This is a genomic window from Tumidithrix elongata BACA0141 (assembly GCF_036349135.1).
GTDB classification, from domain to species: Bacteria; Cyanobacteriota; Cyanobacteriia; order Pseudanabaenales; family Pseudanabaenaceae; genus Tumidithrix; species Tumidithrix elongata.
Genome location: NZ_JAZBJZ010000033.1, coordinates 27,967 through 45,039, shown reverse-complemented (window position 1 = coordinate 45,039; position 17,073 = coordinate 27,967). Strand labels below are relative to the sequence as shown.

The following is a 17,073-nucleotide window of genomic DNA, read 5'->3' as shown; positions in this document are numbered from 1 at the left end:
TTTTAGGCTCTTTTTTTTCTCCACTTTCTCTCCCTGATGAATTATTCAGGTTAGGAGATTAACGATGACTTGGAATAATATTTGTGATTGCTGCGGTATGAGTCGGCGAGACTTTTTGAAGCTGACTGGTTTATTCTCGACTTCCTTAGGCATCACTTTAGCCGCAGGTGGATGTCAATCTGACCCGCCCCCTACGAGTTCTACTCCCATTTCTACTAAGGTTTCCGCCAGCCCTGCGAATTCCAGTAGCAGCGACCAAGCTGTAAAGATCGGCTATTTACCAATTACCGATGCCTCTCCCCTGTTGATTGCTCATGCTAGAAAACTCTACGAGGCAGAAGGATTAACCACCGAAGCTCCGCGTCTATTCCGTTCTTGGGCGCAGGTAGTGGAAGCATTTCTCGCCCGTCAGGTCAATGTCGTGCACGTGTTATCACCAATTACCATATCGCTGCGCTACGGACGTAAATTCCCTGCCAAAGTGGTCGCTTGGAATCATACCAATGGTTCTGCACTCACCGTATTACCAGAAATTGAAACGGTAAAGAATCTCGGTGGACGTACCATTGCGGTTCCCTTTTGGTATTCCATTCATAACGTAGTTCTGCAACAGGTACTCAAGCAAGAGGGCTTAAAAATCACGCGCAAAGCTCAGGATGCAGCGATCGCACCCGATGAAGTAAATCTCGTGGTACTGCCTCCTTCTGACATGGTATCGGCATTAGCGAATAAGTCCATTGGTGGTTATATTGTCGCCGAACCATTTAATGCCGCTGCCGAGAATCTCAAGACAGGTAAAATCCTGCGATTTACAGGTGATGTCTGGAAAGATCATGCTTGCTGCGTTATCGCTCTGCATGAGGAAGATACGACGCAGCGTCAGGAATGGTCGCAAAAGGTAGTGAATGCGATCGTCAAGGCGCAGCTATGGATTCGCGACAATCGTGAAGAAACAGCACAGATTCTCTCGAAGGAAGGATCTGGGAAATATACACCCCATCCAGTACCTGCGCTCAAACGCACCCTCACGTATTACGAAAAAGACTTCTATAGCAAACAAGGGGCGATTAAGCACCCAGATTGGAACATTAACCGCATCGATTTTCAGCCCTATCCCTTCCCATCCTATACCGAAGAACTGGTGCGTTTATTGAAAGACACCCAAGTGGAAGGAGATACTGCCTTTTTACAAAACCTCGATCCTAAGGAAGTTGCTAAGGATTTAGTCGATGATTCCTTTGTGAAGAAAGCTTTGCAACAGGTGGGTGGTTTGAAAGCCTTTGGGCTCAAAGAAGACTTCTCTCGCCTAGAAACCATATCCATTTAAACCTTTTTGCTTTTTATGTCCTCCACACTCAAGCTGACAAAATCTACATTTCGGGTTAGGGTACCTTTACCTCTCTTGGGTCTAGCGGTCGCCACGTTGCTGTGGTGGTTGTGGACAACACCGCTCTGGCATAGCGATCCGACGCTGGTTGATTTTTCCCCAGAACGTACCTTTGTGGCTTTAGTCCAATTATTTAGTAAAGGCACGATCGCTCCCCATATTCTCACGAGTCTGAGGCGAGTATTTGTGGGATTGACCGTAGCGATCGCTGTGGGCGTGCCTTTAGGAATCATGGTGGGAATATCGCGTCCCTTAGAGGAAACCACTTCGGCGCTATTCCAATTTATTCGGATGATTTCGCCCCTGTCTTGGATGCCTGTGGCGGTCATGGTTTTGGGGATTGGCGATCTGCCTGTATATTTCCTGTTGTCGATCGCAGCGGTGTGGCCTCTCGTGTTAAACGCATCCGCAGGGGTACTTGCCGTAAATCAGCGATGGCTATTACTGTCCCATAGTCTTTGTGCGACGCGATGGGAAACGCTGACTCAAGTGATCGTTCCCGCGATTATTCCCCATTTGCTCACGGGCGTACGTTTAGCGATCGGGATTATTTGGTTGGTGTTAGTTCCAGCGGAAATGTTGGGCGTGAGTGCAGGCTTAGGCTATTACATTCTCGATACCCGCGATCGCTTATCCTATTCAGAACTCGTTGCGGTAATTTTAATTATTGGACTGATTGGCTATGGCTTAGATAGTGTGCTACGGTTTGCTTACCAACAATGGACTCATCGCAATTAGATTCGTAATTAGATAAAGACCTCGCTACAGGAAAGCTTGACATTTATGGTGAATATTAAACGGACTCGTGAAGATGTTCTCTATAACGTAATTGATTTGGTTCACCGTCAAGGCTTTCATTCCACAGGGTTGAAGGAATTATTGTCCAGTAGTGGGGTTTCGTCGGGCAGCTTCTACAATTATTTTCGCTCTAAGGATGAGTTGGGTCATGCCCTGATCGACTTTAAGTGGCAGAAACTCAAGTCATCACTATTTGGGATCGCTCAGCCCGATGCAATCGCCCAGCTTTTTGCGATGATTGACCAACTCGAAAAAATCCATCAAGCCGAACAACCCTGTGCAGGATGTTTTCTTGGTAATTTGATTGTGGAGTTAGTGGAGCATAATTCCAGCTTTCGTCCGCACTTGATCGAGGTTTTTGATGAATGGCAGCAGGAAATAGAGCGATTGCTACGCGTGGGTAGTTCGCAACTCAAATCCAAGGTCGATCCCAGTCGCCTTGCTCAGCAACTGCTCAGTGCGATCGAGGGAGCTTTACTGCTTGGGCGTTTATACAACAATCCAGAACGCTTGCAGCATTGTCTAGATGGATGTCGCGATCTCTTAAGATCGTCGCTACGAAACTAACGCACCACAAACGGTTGGTAGTTGTATGGTTGTGATGAACTCCTTTGTTACAGCGGATTTTATCTTTGCTTTAAGGGACATATTCTTTAGCTGGTTCCACCCCTAACTCTTGCCGCCACTCTAGCAAAGGTCTCTCCCAATTTTCTTCCCATTTTTTTGCTAAAAAGGGTTTTGCTTTTGTCCCTAGCCTATAGCCGATCGCAATCTGGTTCAGTAAATTATCTAGTTCTTCGGGATGCTTGAATAACGTGCTGAGAAGTCCGCCTGCAATCAACACTGCCGACATTGTACGGTGGGTCTGGGCTAGTTCAAATGCCTTTAATCCCAATTCTCCAAATACATCAGTTCCAAATCCCGCCACAATATGCCAGATGTCATGGGTTTGTCGCATACGCAAGAGAAAATAGCTAGCATCATCTTCGACCTTAAGGGGACGAAAGAAGTTTGGATCGAAGCCAGAATCTTTTATGTAAGAAGCATAAGCATGTCCGAGAGACTCTTGAGGTAGCTGTAGCAATGCTTCTATGTTGACTGATGGAGCTAAGTAACGCTCTTGAAAGAGTTCTGCTACACCAGGTTTAGATTTGACAAACTCAACGGCTAATTCTGTAGCTTTGATGTGTCGCAGCCCATCTTCTATATCATAAACAGATTCAGTTTGATTGGGATCTCGTAACAAAGCTACAACCCCTTTTAGGGTAGAAAGAAAGTCAAGGTTATGCCGCAAGTTTCCAAATGCCATTGTTTTGTAAGGTAGTAAGAAGTAGGGATTTTGGAAGGGCATCATACCATTTTCAATAATCAATAATTCTAGGACACATGCGCAGGAACAGAAGCTACGATCTGCTATAGAAACCCCTGAGTTGAGAAAATACGCCCCAAAAAATGACCATCCTGTAAGCTTGCTATACTGGGGACGGCCTTCTTTCAGTCTTGGTGGTACTGTCGCCTCTCGTCACTATGCGACCGACACTGGTTGAGCCAACTGCGACAGACCGATACAAAATTTTGGAGTTTCATGTCTTTTTCTGCCCTCGGCTTATCGAACGAAATTGTCCGTGCCGTTTCAGCATGTGGCTATACAACCCCCACCCCAATTCAATTACAGGCAATCCCTGTTGTGCTTTCAGGTAGAGATTTGCTTGCTGCGGCTCAAACGGGCACTGGCAAGACGGCTGGCTTTACGTTACCCATTTTGCATCAGCTATCCAAGCATAGAAACCACCGTGAAGGTCCAAAGCTCAAACCAGCAATCCGATCGCTGATTTTGACACCGACCCGCGAGCTTGCACTTCAGGTCGAAGAGAGCGTACGCGAGTATGGCAAATATTTAAAGCTGAACTCAATGGTGGTCTATGGTGGCGTCAATATCAATCCTCAAATTCAACGACTGAAGAGCGGTGTGGATATTTTGGTTGCTACACCAGGACGGCTACTAGACCACATTCAACAAGGCAGAGTCGATTTATCCCATGTTGAGATTTTGGTCTTAGATGAAGCCGATCGCATGTTAGACATGGGCTTTATTCGCGATATTCAAAAAATCTTGGCACTATTGCCCAAACGGCGGCAAAATCTGCTGTTTTCGGCAACCTTCTCGCCCGAGATCAAGGCATTCGCTAGCGGATTGCTCAATCAACCTGCGATCGTCGATGTCTCTCCTCAAAATGCCACCCCTGATTTGGTAACGCAAAAGGTTTACCCCGTCGATCGCGAGAAAAAACGCGAATTGCTCTCTTACTTGATTAAGGAGCAACGCTGGTATCAGGTCTTAGTGTTTACGCGCACCAAACATGGAGCCGATCGCTTGGTTAAGCAATTAACCCAAGATGATATTCCCTCTTTAGCGATTCACGGAAATAAGAGTCAGGCAGCGCGGGTTCGCGCTCTAGCAAAGTTTAAGGATGGCAGCTTACAGGTATTGGTGGCAACGGATATTGCCGCTCGCGGTCTTGATATTAGCGAATTGCTCCATGTGGTTAACTTCGATCTGCCCAATGTGCCTGAAGATTACGTGCATCGCATCGGACGCACGGGACGTGCTGGGCTTAAGGGAGAAGCCATGTCGCTGGTCTGCGTAGATGAGCGCAAACTGCTCGTAGATATCGAGAAATTAATCGGGCGATCGCTGCCCCAAGAGATCGTTGAAGGCTTTGAACCCGACCAAAGCGCTAAGCCTCAGCCGATTGAGAACGGACAGCATAAACAAAAGCATCGCTACGGTCAGAGAATCGATAATCCTAGAGGTAAGTCGTCCCAAACACCAAGAAAATCCCCCAATCCACCGAAAAAAGTCCAAACTGGACGAAATGCAGCAAATTTCAGTATTTGAACGTGAGTTCGGGTTAAGAATTGTTGGATATTGCGAATCAATTCCTTAGCAGCAAAGGTTGCGATCCCCCCAGCCCCCCTTTTTTCAAGGCAGGGCTGTTTCATTCTTGAGGCAGAAGAATTAAATTTAAAGCATCAAGGTGCGCTTGTTGAGTGCAGTGCGATCGCCACTGACAAGTAGCGTATTTAGTTCGCTATCTGAGTCGAGATTGCCATCCACCAAATTGATGATGCGATCGGCGACATCAATGATGCGATTATCGTGCGTCACCATCAAAATCGTAATGCCATGCTCTTTGGCAAGTTTCTGCATCAAGGTAACGACATCTCGTCCTGATTGTCTATCTAAAGCCGCTGTGGGTTCGTCCGCCAAAATTAGTTTGGGTTTGTTGACTAAGGCGCGCGCGATCGCGACCCGTTGCTTTTGTCCACCTGATAGAGCATGAGGCTTGTAGTCGATGCGCTCGCCTAACCCCAAACTTGTCAAGATTTCTGCCGCCTGTTTTGAAGCATTAGTCTGCGGAGAAAACTGTTTTGGGAACAGATCTGTGGACATGAGCACATTCTGGCGGGCGGTTAAAGAATAAAACAGGTTGTGCGCTTGAAAGATAAAACCAATATTTTTTCTCACCTTAACCAATTGCTTCTTATTCATGCCAATGGTCTCTTGACCAAGCACCTTAAGACTACCTTCATGGATTGTCCGCAAAGCACCGATCAGGGTCAATAAAGTGGTTTTACCCGACCCCGAAGGCCCAGTCATAATTACAATTTGCCCTGGATATAGATCGAGATTGATATTAAATAGGACTTGCTTTTTAAGATCGCCCTCACCAAAGTAATAGTTGAGGTTACTAACTTGCACAGATGGCTGTAATGCTGACTGCGGCTGATTAACTCTAGACTGGATCTCAGACGTTGCAGAATTCATGTCAAGCATATGGTTTGGGGAAGCTTCAACTTAGAAACCAAAAACTAATCGTCAAGGTTTTGCTTAAGATTATGACAAAACTACCAGAATTTATGCAGATTCTCTACGATAAAACTGAATTATATTGATCGTATAAGCAAGAATTTTAAGTGGATCCTATGGCTACCTACAATGTTGTGAAAGATTATCTTGCCCAATGGATGCAAGTAGGTAAGAAAGTATGGCTACAGAGTGAAAACAGAGCCGTAGGTATCCGTAAGGTGATTGAGGGCGAAAAGTATGCCCAAGAATTTGAATCGCTCTGGTCTGAAATTAGTACGACCAAGGCAAATGAAGCCTATCTAGAAGGCACAGAAGAAACCATTCAAGATCTATTAAGCAATAAGTGGGAATTGGTGGAATGCGCCCGCTGTAGTTTGCCCGTAGCCTGTCTCGACATGGGTGCAAGAGAGATCTCTGCATGCCCTTGCTCCACCATGAGACTATGGCCAAACCTAGAAACGATTCCTCCCCGCAAACCTGTTAAAACGACAAGATACTTAAATAACATTTGCGATCGCCTACTAGAAAAGCGATCGCCTGCTAGCACTTAGCGAGAAATGCGCTCAGTGCTAAGTGCTAGATATTAAACCTTCGTCCGATCTGTAAAAATTTCATAACCTGTCTCAGTCACCAACACCGTATGCTCGTACTGAGCGGAGAGTTGATTGTCAACGGTTACAGCCGTCCACTTGTCTGAGAGAATGCGTACCGTCTTAGAGCCAGCATTAACAATTGGCTCAATCGCCAAGGTCATTCCCGGTCTGAGCTTGACGTTAGGCAGTTGGTGCGTGCGGAAGTTAAATACCGAAGGATCTTCGTGCAAATTGCGACCAACACCATGCCCGGTAAAATCTTCTACAATGCTAAAGCCATTGGATTTGACATGATCTTCGATCGCCCCCGCCACATCCATTAAATAATTCCCCGCTTTGACTTGCTCGATTCCCTTATAGAGAGCCTCTTCAGCCACGCGCATTAATTTTGCAGCTTTGTCACTAACTGGTGGCACAGCGATCGAAATACATGAATCGCCATGAAAGCCATTTTGGTAAGCACCGACATCTACCTTAATCAAATCCCCTGCCTTCACCACCCGCTTAGCACTGGGAATGCCATGCACGACCTCATTGTTAATGCTGACACAGAGTGTAGCTGGGAACCCATGATAGCCCTTAAAGCTAGGCACAGCACCCATTTCTCGAATCCGCTTTTCGGCATGGACATCCAGATCCTTTGTAGTCATGCCAGGGGTAACGATCTCAGAAATTTCTTTGAGCACGATCGCCACAATTCGAGCGGACTCTCGCATGATCTCCAACTCTCGCTTTGATTTAATCTCAATTCCTTTAGAGGTCGAAGGGCGAGACTGCTCTTGGTTGGCTTTCTTTGCTTTATCTCTGGAAGCGCCAGACTGCGATCGCAGTGCACTAAGAATATTCATGCAATTTTTGAGGGATTATGATCTACAACAGCTAATATATTTGTAGCCTATGCAGTAATAGGATAGGTTATTTTTGGGTATATTGGCAGAAATTGCCTAATAGCGAGGTAGATGTATGACTCAATCGGGTATGCCCCCTGTACCACCACCCCCACCTCGTGCTGGCGCAGGTGGTGGAATCCCAGCCCGTGCTAATCCTTCCCCCCCTCCTCCACCTCCTGCGGCGGCGGCACAACAGCAAGTGCAAGGACAAAGACCTCCTGCGCCACCACCTTCAGCGGCGGCGGCACAACAACAAGCACAAAGATCTCCTGCTCCCCCCCCTCCTGCGGCGGCAGCACAACAGCAAGCACAAAGATCTCCTGCTACAACCGCGTCACAGCAAAGAACTCCACCACCTGCCAACGATACACAGCTTACCAGCGTTCCACCACCGCCAAATCCTCGCCCCCCGATCCGTCCAGGCCCTCCACCTTCGGTTCCAGGGGTTGGGTCTCCAATGCTATTACAACGTGGGAGCGGACAACCTACATTGGCTCACCTTGTTAAAGATGCATACGAACAAGGCTGTTCTGACTTGCACTTAGGTGTTAACGAATCGGTAAGATTTCGCAGCCGAGGTTTGATCGTAGTTCAAGAGCAATATCCTGTGCCCGATCTGCCCACTTTTAATTCATGGTTGACTGAGATCATGGATGAAAAGCAGATTCTGCAATTTAGAGATACCTTGGAGTTTGACGGTGCAACCCAGTATGAATTTGCCCGTTGTCGGATCAATGTGTTTGACTCTCTGAGAGGCCCCGCGATGGTATTGCGGTTGATCCCTTTAAAGATTTTGACGATCGATCAACTGGGCTTGCCTGAGGTATTTCGTGAATTGTGCTACACCCATAAAGGGCTGATTTTGGTTACCGGACCAACGGGATCGGGTAAATCGACAACCATGGCGGCAATGATTGATTTTATCAATGCAGAAATGCCCAAGCACGTCATTTCAATTGAGGATCCGATTGAATTTGTCCATCAAAGTAAAAAGGCACTGATCAAGCAACGGGAAGTAGGCATTCATACGCATAAGTTCGATAATGCGCTTAAAGCCTCTCTTCGGGAAGATCCAGATATCATTCTGATTGGAGAAATGCGCGATCGCGACACGGTCAATACTGCACTTAAAGCAGCACAAACGGGTCACTTAGTATTTGGAACGCTACACACCAACAGTGCGGTAAAGACGATTGAACGGATTTTGAACCTATATAACCCTGACGAGCAAGGTCCGATGAGGATTCAAGTTGCGGAATCATTGGTTGCGGTTATCGCTCAGTCTCTCGTACGTACGACGGATGGAAAGCGAGCGGCTGTCCATGAAATCATGGTCAATACGGATGCGATTAGAGACTTTATCAAGCGAGGTGAAGTTGATGAAGTTGAGGCAATTATTCCCAAGTGTACCTATGAGGGTATGTGTAACATGAACCAGTCGCTCTATAAGCTCTATGAGGATGGTCGTATTACCGAAGAAACAGCCGTGGAGAATTCTCCAAAACCGAACGAAATGGCTCAAATGCTACGCGGTCGGATGTAAAGGCGATACCCCACCTATCCCTTCCCTTAGTAAGGGAAGGGAATTGAATCTTCAATTCATATAAAAAACCCGCAAGAGCAATCTTGCGGGTTACGTATTTGTAGATACGTCGCTAGTGAATTTAGTATCATCGTTTTTACGAATTTGTTAGGTGACGAAGCTCACAGATAAACTGCGATCGTTCCTATGGACTCGTGCGATCGCGCAGCAAGCCCCATGAACTTTTACGAAAAGGTTTGCTCAAAAAAATTTACTAGCGTTAAACAGAGGCAGTCGCGTCCTGAGAAAATCATACCAAGCTTCCATGCCCTCACCTGTCCGAGCAGAAACCTCAAGGATCTGTGCTTGAGGGGCAACTTGTTGGATATTCCTAAGAGCCGTCTCGCGATCGAAGCCTACGGCTGCGGCAATATCGATTTTGTTGACGATTACCACATCGGCAATTTTAAACATAGTGTGATATTTGAGTGGTTTATCTTCTCCTTCTGTCACGGAGAAAAGAACTACGCGCAAATCTTCACCTAGGTCGTAGGCGGCAGGGCAGACAAGATTACCGACGTTCTCGATCGCCAACACTTTAATACCATCGAGATCTAATTTTTGGACAGCACGACTGACCATCTCTGCTTCCAGATGGCAAGCATCACCCGTCGTAATTTGAATGGCTTCCGCCCCCGCACGACGAAGCCGTTGGGCATCGTTATCCGTTGCCAGATCGCCCACAATTACAGCAGTAGGAATACTTTTACCCAGATCCTCCAACATCCGTTCGATGAAGGCTGTTTTCCCAGAGCCGGGAGAAGAGAGTACGTTCAAGACCAGCAGCCCTTTCGCCATAAAAAAACCGCGATTGCGCTCTGCCAATCGTTCGTTTTTAGACAAAATGGATTGCGCGATCTCGATGTGGCGATGATTATCGTGATGGGCGGTCGAAACCGTTGCTTCATGGTGGTGATGGTGGCGATCGGAATCGCGATCGTGATTTACCAAATCGTGACTGTGATGGTGCTCGTGTTCTCCATTCTTGCTATGCACCGTAAACTCTCCGACATCGCTACATCCACAGTTCGTACACATAATTTAAGATACCTCTATCGAAGTTAGCTGGAGTTCTCGCCCTTGCAACAGTTTGCTGCTAATTTTGCCGCAATTAGGACAGTCATAGATGATATCGGGCGGCGAAAACTCGCGATCGCAATTCTCGCAATGACATAGGGCTGATATCAATTCTATCTTGAGATTCGCACCTGCGGCGATCGTATTCTGGGTGCAGGCATCAAAGGCAAATTCTAACGCTTCGGGAACTACGCCCGATAGCGCTCCCACGCGCAAATCGATCTGGTGAATTTTCTGCGCGCCGCGATCGCGAGCGGACTCTAGGGCAATTTCTAACATCGATTCCATTAGGCTGAGTTCGTGCATGGGTTTAGGGACTTAAGAAGCTAGATCGACTTCTCCAACATAAATGCCAATGTCGCGAGCTGTACGCACCAAAAAGCCCTGCGGATCGACGCGTGAGGGGGCAACTTTCTCTTTACGAGCTTTCTCAATCTGCTCGATCACGTGACTGATCGGCACGCTACTTACCCTTCCATTTTGCCAAATTACCATTTGGTTGAAGTTGCCATTGGCAATTAACTCCACAGCCTCTCTTCCAAAAGCAGTTGCCAGCAAGCGATCGGTCGAGGTAGGCGTACCAGCTCGCTGTAGGTGTCCGAGGGTGGTCACGCGCGTATCGACCTTATCCAAGTTGCAGTAATCAGGATCGCCTGTAGTGCAAAGCTTGTTGCTATATTCCTGAATTTGGTTGGCTAAATAGTCACCAATGTAATGCTCCTTTTTTCCGAGAAGATTTTTGACACCCTCTGCGACGACGATTAGGGCAAACCGCCGACCGTATCGGCGCAACTTCGCAATATGACGGCAAATTCCCTTCATCACCTGTTCGTCGAGGATAGGCGTCACTTCGGGAATTAAAATTGCATCTGCGCCCCCCGCAATTCCCGATTCCATCGCCAAATAACCCGAATCTCGACCCATGACCTGAACGACCATGACGCGATCGTGGCTGGCAGCGGTAAAGGTGAGATCGTAAAGGGCTTGGGTAACACGATTGACCGCCGTATCGAATCCCACGGAAACTTCGGTATAGGGAACGTCGTTATCAATGGTTTTGGGGACTGCGACCCAGTTCCAAGAGCTTCCTTGCTCGTTGGCTTGACGCGATAATTTCTCTAAAATCTCGATACTACCATCCCCTCCCATCACGATCAGTGCGTTCAAGCCCAATTTCTCATAGCCTTGCAGAATCTCATCGGCATGTTGAGCGGGATCGCCTTTACTGACTGAACCCAGTACGCTACCGCTCAAGAAATGAAGGATATCTAAACCCTGCACCAATCCTGGAATATCGTAGCCATGCTCATTAATCCGCAATTCTTCAGGTTGACGCTTGCCAAGCAATAACTCGATGAAACCGTCAGTGCCATAGGGAATTCCATAGACTTCCCAACCATATTTAAAGGTGGCAACCTTAACCACAGCGCGAATTACAGCGTTGAGACCGGGGCAATCACCGCCACTGGTGAGAATGCCAATGCGTTTGGGTTTGTGGTTATTCGTTTTTGGAGTGACCGTCATAGTTTTTCCCATTGCAAATGTGCATTTTTAGGTTGTCGAATTAACGCACTGAAGTCATCGCGCGATCGCTTGAGTAACTTTGAATTACCTTCATGTACTGCGCCCGCTCGAAGGCACTTTCATCGGGACAGTTGATCTGACTCATACTTCCCTGCATTTGTTGAATGGATACATATTCATGTTCTTCCATCCAATGCACGATCTCTTGTTCGATCTCGCGAATATGCTCGATGCCATGACGTAAGAGAGTCGAGCAAAGCTGTGTCACCTTCGCGCCTGCCATCAGCATTTTGAGCGCATCCTGACCTCGCTGAATCCCACCTGTAGCCGCCAAGTCAGCCTGAATGCGTCCGTAAAGGATGGCAATCCAGCGCATGGGTAGGCGTGTGGCACTGGGCGTACTCAGTACTAAATGGGGATAAACTTCGAGATTGTCAATATCGATATCTGGTTGGTAGAAACGGTTGAACAGAACTAGCGCATCAGCCCCAGCATCGTCCAAGCGCTTTGCCATATTTGCCATATTGCTAAAGAATGGACTCAGTTTGATCGCCACGGGAATCGTAACTTCTGCTTTGACATCGCGCAGGATATTGATGTAGTTTTGTTCCACCTCTGCACCAGTGACATTGGGATCGGTAGGCACGTAGTACACATTTAGTTCGATCGCATCGGCACCAGCCTGCTGCATTAACTGGGCGTATTCCACCCAGCCCCCCGGCGTATAGCCATTGAGGCTGGCAATAATGGGAATGTTTACGGCTTCCTTCGCTTTGCGAATGTGGTCTAGATATAGTTCTGACCCAACATGAAATGCCTCTGGTTCGGGGAAATAGGTGAGGGATTCGGCAAAGCTTTCCGTACCATAGGTGAGGTGATGGTGCAGTTCAAATTTCTCCTGTACCAGTTGTTCCTCAAAGAGGGAATGGAGGACGATTGCTGCTGCCCCTGCATCTTCCATCCGCCTGATGTTATCGATGTCTTCGCTCAGAGGTGTGGCAGCAGAGGGTACGAGAGGCGATCGCAAGTTTAAGCCGAGATAGGTGGTCGTAAGATCCATAATGCGTCAATGGTGAGTGGTAGTCGGGTCTATTTGGATCGGGCAGATTCCTTACTGCATCATGATTTTGGCGTGGGTATTTCAGACTCGTCTTGATGCTGGTTGGCCAGGTACTCGTACATTTTGCGCCGTAGGTTGACATCTTCCTGAGCCGATTGCAGTAGACGCTTGGCTTCGGTTGGTTTGCTCTTGGTAAGCATCTTGAAGCGATTTTCGGCATACATCGATTCTCCCACGGTCTTTTTCGGCGATCCCGAATCGAGGTGTAGGGGATTTTTACCTTCGACTTTGAGCGCGGGGTTATAGCGGTAGAGCAGCCAGCGTCCGCTCTCGACAATGGCTTTTTGATGGGTCATGGCGGTTTGCATGTTGATGCCGTGGGCGATGCAATGGCTGTAGGCAATAATCAGCGAGGGACCATCGTAGGCTTCGGCTTCGAGGAATGCTTTCAGGGTATGTTCGTCCTTGGCTCCCATGGCAACGCTGGCGACATAGACATTACCGTAGGACATGGCGATTAGACCTAAATCCTTTTTAGGGGAGGGTTTGCCACCCGACGCAAATTTGGCGACAGCAGCGCGGGGTGTGGATTTAGAAGATTGTCCGCCCGTATTGGAGTAGACTTCCGTATCCAAAACCAGAATGTTGACGTTGCGACCGCTGGATAGGACGTGATCGAGTCCGCCGAAACCGATGTCATAGGCCCAGCCGTCTCCACCGATAATCCAGACGCTCTTTTTCACGAGGTAGTCCGCTAGGGATTGGAGGGTTTGAATTTTGGATAGATGAGGCGAAGCATTATCGATAGCCTTTAATGCTTCTAGACGCTGCTTGAGTTGCGTAACCCTTTCCCGTTGCGACCAGATATCCGCTTCGGAGTGTTGCTCTGCCTGCAGAATGACAGTGGCGAGTTCGTCTCCCACCACATCCCTGAGTTCCTGTAATAACTCAGCCGCATAGGTGGCTTGTTTGTCCAGAGATAGGCGAAAGCCCAGACCAAATTCGGCATTGTCTTCAAACAGGCTATTCGACCAAGCGGGCCCGCGTCCCTCGGCGTTTTGCGACCAAGGCGTGGTCGGTAAGCTGCCACCATAGATCGAAGAACAACCCGTGGCATTAGCAACCAACATGCGATCGCCAAATAATTGCGTCACGAGTTTGATATAGGGCGTTTCGCCACAACCAGCGCAGGCTCCAGAGAATTCAAATAGAGGTTCCTCTAGTTGCTGTTGTCGCACGAGATGAAGTTTTAAATCGCGGCGATCGGGGTTGGGCAAATTCAAGAAGAAGTTCCAATTATCGCGCTCTTGTTCTCTCAGGGGTAACTGCGGCTCCATGTTAATCGCTTTGCGCGAAGGCATAGATTTATTCTTGGCGGGACAGACATCGACGCAGATACCGCAACCCGTACAGTCTTCAGGCGCAACCTGAATCGTGAACTTCTGTCCCTCAAAATCACGATCCTTGGCATCGGCGGATTTAAATGTAAGCGGTGCATCGGTTAGTGCCGTTGGTTCGTAGGCTTTGCCGCGAATTACCCCGTGGGGGCAGACCATGACACATTTGCCGCACTGGATGCAGACCTCTGGATCCCAGGCGGGGATTTCCTGAGCAATGTTGCGTTTTTCCCACTTCGCCGTACCCGTAGGATAGGTTCCATCGACAGGTAGGGCGCTGACGGGCAGTTCGTCGCCGCGACGGGAAATCATCTTACCCAGCACGTCCTGCACGAAGGCAGGGGCATTGGCTGGGACGGGCGATCGCATTGCAATCGTACTGGTAACTGTGGCAGGTACGAGCATCTCGTGTAAATTCTCTAGCGTGTTATCGACCGCTTGGATATTCATCCGCACGATTTCCGCCCCTTTTTTGCCATAGGTTTTTTCGATTCTCTGTTTGATTTTGGCGATCGCTTCTTCGCGGGGCAGCACCCCTGACAGGGCAAAGAAACAGGTCTGCATTACTGTATTGATCCGCGCCCCCATGCCGTTATTGCGCGCGATCGCGTTGGCATCGATCGCGTAGACCTTGATATATTTCCGTATAATTTGTTCCTGTACCGCGATCGGTAGGCGATCCCAAATCTCTGCCACTGGGTAGGGACTATTGATCAGGAAAGTCGCACCGATGGCAGCGAATTGCAGCACATCCAGCCATTCCAGAAAATTCCATTGGTGGCAGCCGATAAAATTGGCGCGATCGATCAGGTAGGTGGAGCGAATGGGATTGGGCCCAAACCGCAAATGGGAAACCGTAATCGAACCCGATTTCTTGGAGTCATAGACAAAGTAACCTTGGGCATAATTATCCGTTTCTTCACCAATAATCTCGATGGAATTCTTATTCGCTCCCACTGTCCCGTCGGAACCCAAGCCATAGAACATGGCGCGTACCACATCGATCGGCTCCGTAGAGAAACTGGAATCGTAGGTTAGAGAGGTCTGGGTGAGGTCGTCGTTAATTCCTACCGTGAAGTGGTTCTTTGGTTTGGTTTGCGCGAGATTGTCAAAGATGCTCTTAATCATTGCAGGTGTAAATTCCTTCGACGAGAGCCCGTAACGACCGCCGACAATTTTGGGCATCTCGCCATCCCAAGCTTCGTGGCATGCCGTCACAACATCGAGATAAAGCGGTTCGCCCGCTGATCCCGGCTCTTTGGTGCGATCGAGCACGGCAATTTGCTTGACCGTCTTGGGTAGGGCAGCAATGAACCGTTCGACATCGAACGGACGATAGAGGCGCACCTTGAGGATGCCGACTTTTTCGCCACGGGCATTCAGCGCATCTACGGTTTCACTGGCAGCTTCGCAGCCCGATCCCATCAGAATTAGAATGCGATCGGCATCCACTGCGCCATAATAATCAAAAATGCGGTAATAACGCCCTGTTAAGTCCCCCAATCGATCCATCACCTTTTGCACGATCGCTGGACAGGCATTGTAATAGGAATTAACGGATTCCCTTGCTTGGAAGTAGACATCGGGGTTTTGGGCAGTGCCACGCAACACGGGTCGGTCGGGACTCAGCGATCGCGCCCGATGGGCAAGCATCCACTGATCTTCCAGCAGGTCGCGCAAATGTTCTGCCGACAGTAGCTCTACCTTTTGAATCTCGTGAGAGGTGCGAAAGCCATCGAAAAAGTGCATAAAGGGAATGCGCGATTCTAAGGTAGCCGCTTGGGCGATCGCGGCGAAATCCTGGGCTTCTTGCACGGAAGCAGAACAGAGTTGGGCAAAACCCGTAGCCCGCACTGCCATGACATCACTGTGATCCCCAAAAATTGAGAGTCCCTGTGCAGCCAGCGATCGCGCTGCCACATGGATCACCGCACTCGTGAGTTCGCCTGCAATCTTATAAAGGTTGGGGATCGTCAGTAACAATCCCTGCGATGAGGTAAAGGTAGTAGTCAAGGAACCCGCCTGTAATGCGCCATGCACCGCACCCGCAACGCCCCCTTCGCTTTGCATTTCCACGACGATGGGTACAGTTCCCCAGAGGTTCGCTTTTCCCTCCGCAGACCAAGCATCTGCCCATTCCCCCATGGGTGTCGCTGGTGTGATCGGATAAATTGCAATAACTTCATTCAGAGCGTAAGCAACACGGGCAACCGCCTCATTCCCATCCAACGTCGCGTAGTTTTTACTACTCATAGATGCAATCCTCAACGAATTACCAGATAGATCTAATTCACTTGCGCTCCTAGTAACCAATCTTGGAATTCCCTTAGCCTAATTCCTCAAAGATTCCTCAAAGAACCTAGGCGATTTGAGATTGACGAATGGATCGCGAGCTTTGATTTCGTTTAAAAACCTATCTTTCTCTATTGATAGCTTAACAGGGAAATTATCCGATAGTTGCATCTCTAAACATTGGTTTACAAGAATACTAAAACAACAGATTTGTTGTTTTATTAAAGCCTTAACGGATTGTTTTATTCATAGATAAAATCTCAAATTTGATGGATTAAAATAGGAATAAAACTGCAAAAATTTAATTATCTATTCCCAGGGATTCATCCTGTTTTGGGACTTATATGGCGATCGTGCCTGATTCAGGAGACTCGTAGGGACAATTCTTCATGAATTGTCCCTACGAGTGCATTAAATCTAGGATTGGTATAGGTAGAAAAGCTAGTGAGGGGCTATGGACTTAGCATGAACTTCTAAAAAATTCACGTAATTTCTTTTGTTTACTCACTTTTTTCGTCTAATATCTTGGAATTCTATTTTGGAAATCTAGGGAAATTTAATAAAGTCAATAAATATTAAGGCGAGCATTAAGGCGATTTATA

14 protein-coding genes are annotated in these 17,073 nt (G+C 48.0%); 6 read left to right on the top strand and 8 right to left on the bottom strand.

Going from position 1 to position 17,073, the window contains the following annotated elements:
- Window positions 1-64: 64 nt before the first annotated feature.
- The 3 genes from V2H45_RS10410 to V2H45_RS10400 are packed head-to-tail and all read left to right on the top strand — an operon-like array spanning window position 65 to window position 2,752.
- A complete protein-coding gene (locus V2H45_RS10410) occupies window positions 65-1,327 on the top strand; it encodes an ABC transporter substrate-binding protein (protein WP_330483575.1) in 1,263 nt (420 codons plus the stop codon).
- Between the two features lie 15 nt (window positions 1,328-1,342).
- The gene (locus tag V2H45_RS10405) at window positions 1,343-2,125 is read left to right on the top strand and encodes an ABC transporter permease (protein WP_330483574.1); all 783 of its coding nucleotides are present in this window, start codon (window positions 1,343-1,345) and stop codon (window positions 2,123-2,125) included.
- A gap of 45 nt (window positions 2,126-2,170) precedes the next feature.
- Window positions 2,171-2,752: a TetR/AcrR family transcriptional regulator gene (locus V2H45_RS10400; protein ID WP_330483573.1), complete on the top strand. Its 582-nt coding sequence runs from the start codon at window positions 2,171-2,173 to the stop codon at window positions 2,750-2,752.
- A gap of 70 nt (window positions 2,753-2,822) precedes the next feature.
- On the opposite strand, the gene V2H45_RS10395 is transcribed toward V2H45_RS10400, so the two are convergent.
- On the bottom strand, window positions 2,823-3,494 hold the full coding sequence (locus V2H45_RS10395; RefSeq protein ID WP_330483572.1) for a Coq4 family protein: 672 nt from the start codon (window positions 3,492-3,494) through the stop codon (window positions 2,823-2,825).
- A 276-nt stretch (window positions 3,495-3,770) separates the two neighbouring features.
- Between V2H45_RS10395 and V2H45_RS10390 the strand changes: the two genes are divergently transcribed.
- Complete coding sequence (locus tag V2H45_RS10390) at window positions 3,771-5,084, top strand: DEAD/DEAH box helicase (protein WP_330483571.1); 1,314 nt, start codon at window positions 3,771-3,773, stop codon at window positions 5,082-5,084.
- A 126-nt stretch (window positions 5,085-5,210) separates the two neighbouring features.
- Here V2H45_RS10390 and V2H45_RS10385 read toward each other — a convergent pair whose 3' ends face one another.
- Window positions 5,211-6,014, bottom strand: a complete 804-nt coding sequence (locus V2H45_RS10385) for a DevA family ABC transporter ATP-binding protein (RefSeq protein ID WP_330483570.1) — start codon at window positions 6,012-6,014, stop codon at window positions 5,211-5,213.
- A 158-nt stretch (window positions 6,015-6,172) separates the two neighbouring features.
- On the opposite strand from V2H45_RS10385, the gene V2H45_RS10380 reads away from it, so the two are divergent.
- Complete coding sequence (locus V2H45_RS10380) at window positions 6,173-6,607, top strand: hypothetical protein (protein ID WP_330483569.1); 435 nt, start codon at window positions 6,173-6,175, stop codon at window positions 6,605-6,607.
- A 32-nt stretch (window positions 6,608-6,639) separates the two neighbouring features.
- Here the strand turns inward: V2H45_RS10380 and map are convergent, their stop codons facing one another.
- Window positions 6,640-7,497: a type I methionyl aminopeptidase gene (gene map / locus V2H45_RS10375; RefSeq protein ID WP_330483568.1), complete on the bottom strand. Its 858-nt coding sequence runs from the start codon at window positions 7,495-7,497 to the stop codon at window positions 6,640-6,642.
- A 115-nt stretch (window positions 7,498-7,612) separates the two neighbouring features.
- On the opposite strand from map, the gene V2H45_RS10370 reads away from it, so the two are divergent.
- Entirely contained in the window at window positions 7,613-9,082 is a 1,470-nt protein-coding gene (locus V2H45_RS10370) for a type IV pilus twitching motility protein PilT (RefSeq protein ID WP_330483567.1), read from the top strand.
- A 240-nt stretch (window positions 9,083-9,322) separates the two neighbouring features.
- Here the strand turns inward: V2H45_RS10370 and hypB are convergent, their stop codons facing one another.
- From hypB to nifJ, 5 genes are read right to left on the bottom strand one after another with little or no spacing between them, the layout of a single operon-like run.
- Complete coding sequence (gene hypB, locus V2H45_RS10365) at window positions 9,323-10,159, bottom strand: hydrogenase nickel incorporation protein HypB (RefSeq protein WP_330483566.1); 837 nt, start codon at window positions 10,157-10,159, stop codon at window positions 9,323-9,325.
- Between the two features lie 3 nt (window positions 10,160-10,162).
- A complete protein-coding gene (gene hypA, locus V2H45_RS10360; protein ID WP_330483565.1) occupies window positions 10,163-10,504 on the bottom strand; it encodes a hydrogenase maturation nickel metallochaperone HypA in 342 nt (113 codons plus the stop codon).
- A 12-nt stretch (window positions 10,505-10,516) separates the two neighbouring features.
- Entirely contained in the window at window positions 10,517-11,722 is a 1,206-nt protein-coding gene (locus V2H45_RS10355; RefSeq protein ID WP_330483564.1) for an ATP-dependent 6-phosphofructokinase, read from the bottom strand.
- Window positions 11,723-11,762: 40 nt separating this feature from the next.
- Window positions 11,763-12,782, bottom strand: coding sequence for a dihydroorotate dehydrogenase-like protein (locus V2H45_RS10350; RefSeq protein ID WP_330483563.1), 1,020 nt, complete (start codon window positions 12,780-12,782; stop codon window positions 11,763-11,765).
- 59 nt (window positions 12,783-12,841) lie between these two features.
- Window positions 12,842-16,432 (bottom strand): pyruvate:ferredoxin (flavodoxin) oxidoreductase, encoded by a 3,591-nt coding sequence (nifJ, locus tag V2H45_RS10345; protein ID WP_330483562.1) that lies wholly within the window; start codon window positions 16,430-16,432, stop codon window positions 12,842-12,844.
- Window positions 16,433-17,073 lie beyond the last annotated feature (641 nt).